Origin of the sequence: Vibrio qingdaonensis, from assembly GCF_026191675.1 — a bacterium.
Classification (GTDB): domain Bacteria; phylum Pseudomonadota; class Gammaproteobacteria; order Enterobacterales; family Vibrionaceae; genus Vibrio; species Vibrio qingdaonensis.
Genome location: NZ_JAKRRY010000096.1, coordinates 1 through 2,432, shown reverse-complemented (window position 1 = coordinate 2,432; position 2,432 = coordinate 1). Strand labels below are relative to the sequence as shown.

General features: G+C 40.8%; 2 protein-coding genes and 2 pseudogenes. 1 reads left to right on the top strand and 3 read right to left on the bottom strand.

All coding sequences use genetic code 11. From position 1 onward, the window contains the following. A pseudogene (locus MD535_RS25355) lies at positions 1–303 on the bottom strand (hypothetical protein); the annotation flags it as partial. Between the two features lie 532 nt (positions 304–835). On the opposite strand from MD535_RS25355, the pseudogene MD535_RS25350 reads away from it, so the two are divergent. Further along, a pseudogene (locus tag MD535_RS25350) lies at positions 836–1,999 on the top strand (IS3 family transposase). Here MD535_RS25350 and MD535_RS25340 read toward each other — a convergent pair. Both MD535_RS25340 and gspS2 read right to left on the bottom strand, forming a co-directional pair. Further along, positions 1,974–2,225 carry a hypothetical protein gene (locus tag MD535_RS25340; protein ID WP_237300850.1) on the bottom strand — a complete coding sequence of 84 codons (252 nt, stop codon included), beginning with the start codon at positions 2,223–2,225 and terminating at the stop codon, positions 1,974–1,976. The pseudogene MD535_RS25350 and the gene MD535_RS25340 sit on opposite strands and share 26 nt — an antisense overlap. Then, positions 2,226–2,432, bottom strand: a 207-nt coding sequence (gene gspS2, locus MD535_RS25335; protein ID WP_265678059.1) for a type II secretion system pilot lipoprotein GspS-beta, incomplete at its 5' end; no start/stop codon positions are given.

Here is a 2,432-nt window from a genome sequence, read left to right as displayed (position 1 = left end):
TTCAAGTAAGTCCATTAACTCCTGTTCAAGCGCTTGCATCAAGCGATTTCGGATATTGGTTTTGAGTTTTTTTGAGGTCAAAAATGACATCAAGTGCTTGACCCAGACATAGCGAAGATGGTCGAGCTTTTTATCATAGGGAGCCAGTTTATTTTCGTATTCAGAAAAAAGCTGATCGACCTTAAGCTCAGCCTTTTGATTACGACGTTCATTTTTTTCTATCTTCCTCCAGAGCTCAGATAAATAATCTGACTGAGAATGTGGAACGTTATTTGAGTGAAAAATAGGGAGTGTCATATCCATCCTTTTCTCTTTTTCTAACCCGTCAGATCTTTAGGCTAACAGCGTAAGAATAGAAACACATCGAACTAATACTAATTTATGCTCCCTGAGCCTAAATTATCTTCTGACGCAGATAAATCGAAACGCTAACCTTAACGTTCAGGGGCCTATTCATTTTGTAAAACAGTAAGCTTAATCTGCTGAATAAGAACCGTGACCATTTTATGAAATTAAGAAGGAAAGTCTCTCACAGCGCCATACTGCTCTTTTTATGCTGCTATATAGACAACAAAACTCTAGCTCTGCTAAGCCATACCATCCGGATGAAGGTGGACGTTAAGTGAAGAGATGATGAAAGGGGGCCACATTACTTAGCGTTTAATCGAAGAAGGCACCTGTCGTATGACAAAAGATAGTTTCCGCGTCGTTTTTTTTTGCTTGTCCTTAATTAATTATTTTTTATTCATTTAACTATTTATCTTCATATGTAGTGGTCTAATGATCCCGGACACCAAATTAGGTAGTAAAGTCTCCACTATAAATGAGGCGTTCAATGACAAAACGACAACGACGTACATTTTCTACTGAGTTCAAAATAGATGCTGCAAGTTTGGTTCTTGAGCAAGGGTACTCCATACCTGAAGCAGCTAACTCTATGGGCGTAGGTGAAACAGCTTTACGGCGATGGGTCGACCAACTCAAAGTTGAGCGAGGTGGGATGACTCCAACGACTAAAGCCCTCACGCCTGAGCAAAAGAAAATCCAAGAGTTAGAAGCCCAGATTAACCGGTTAGAACGAGAAAAATCCATATTAAAAAAGGCCACCGCTCTCTTAATGTCGGACGAACTCGAACGTTCTCGTTAATAGACAAGTTGAGGGAGCATGAATCGGTCAAAATGCTTTGCGAGCTGTTCAACGTAGCTTCGTCTTGTTACTACGAGTTTAAGCAGCGCAAGCCGGATGCTAATCGCATTCGTCTAGCTAGCCAAATTAAAGAACTCTTCAACATGAGTCGAGGCTCTGCTGGCCGTCGTACTCTTGTCTCAATGCTGAGCGAAAAAGACATAAAAGCCGGACGATTCAAGGTTCGCCAGATAATGCGTGAAGCTGATTTAATGAGTAAACAGCCAGGTTCGCCTCGATATAGACATGCAAAAGTAGAAAGGCTAGATATTCTAAATCTACTGAAGCGTGAATTTTCTGTAAGTACTCCGAATCGTGTTTGGTGTGGCGATATTACTTATATTTGGTCAGGTTCGAAGTGGGCCTATTTAGCGGTAGTGCTTGACCTATTTAGCCGACGCGTTGTGGGGTGGTCTTTATCCGATAAGCCCGATACCTACTTAGTATCTAAAGCTTTGGAGATGGCCTGGGAGCAACGAGGATGTCCGAAGAACAGCAGAAGGGTTATCAACTAAGGAAATAACTCGTATCTTAAAACGTTATATAGCGAGAGAGCTATTCCCGCTAATACTGAAAGATCTAGCGAGTCTGTCTTGACATAGGAGCGTCAACGCTCCCATGGAGCGGCTATTTAGAAGCTTGAAAATCGAGTGGATACCAGCAACAGGTTACCTGACACAAGCTCAAGCTAAGAAAGACATCAGCCATTACCTGATGAGTTACTATAATCGGCAACGGCCTCATCAAGCAAATGATGGGCTGTCGCCAGTAAATGCCGAAAATCGGCTTAAGTCAGTGTCCGGAATTTGTTGACCACTACACCTACGTTTTTCTTCTTTGATTTATAGGCTTTCATTGAAATTTTTAAAGCAAGCTGTTTTTGTTTAATTGAAATGAGTTGTCTAGTTACGACCTTATGGTGTAACTCTGTGATAAAGTTTTTTTCCCAAGGCGTGAGGCGGTCAAACCTTAATAAAATAGTGTCATTGAGTACATTGAACAACTCGTATTGGCTTTTATCCATTCGACTGCTAAGCATTCAATTAGAGCACTTAGCTAAAGAAATGACGTTAAGGCTTTCTACGTTCTCATTTTTGCCTAAGGTAATGATTCGATAAGAGATCCCATTCTCTAATAATGGTCTTATTTCTATGTCGTCACAAAAACTAACGGCGACCTTTTCTACTAAACTGCCCATATTCAAAGTTTTCTTTTTTACGAAAACAAGAGTGACACTATTGCCCTT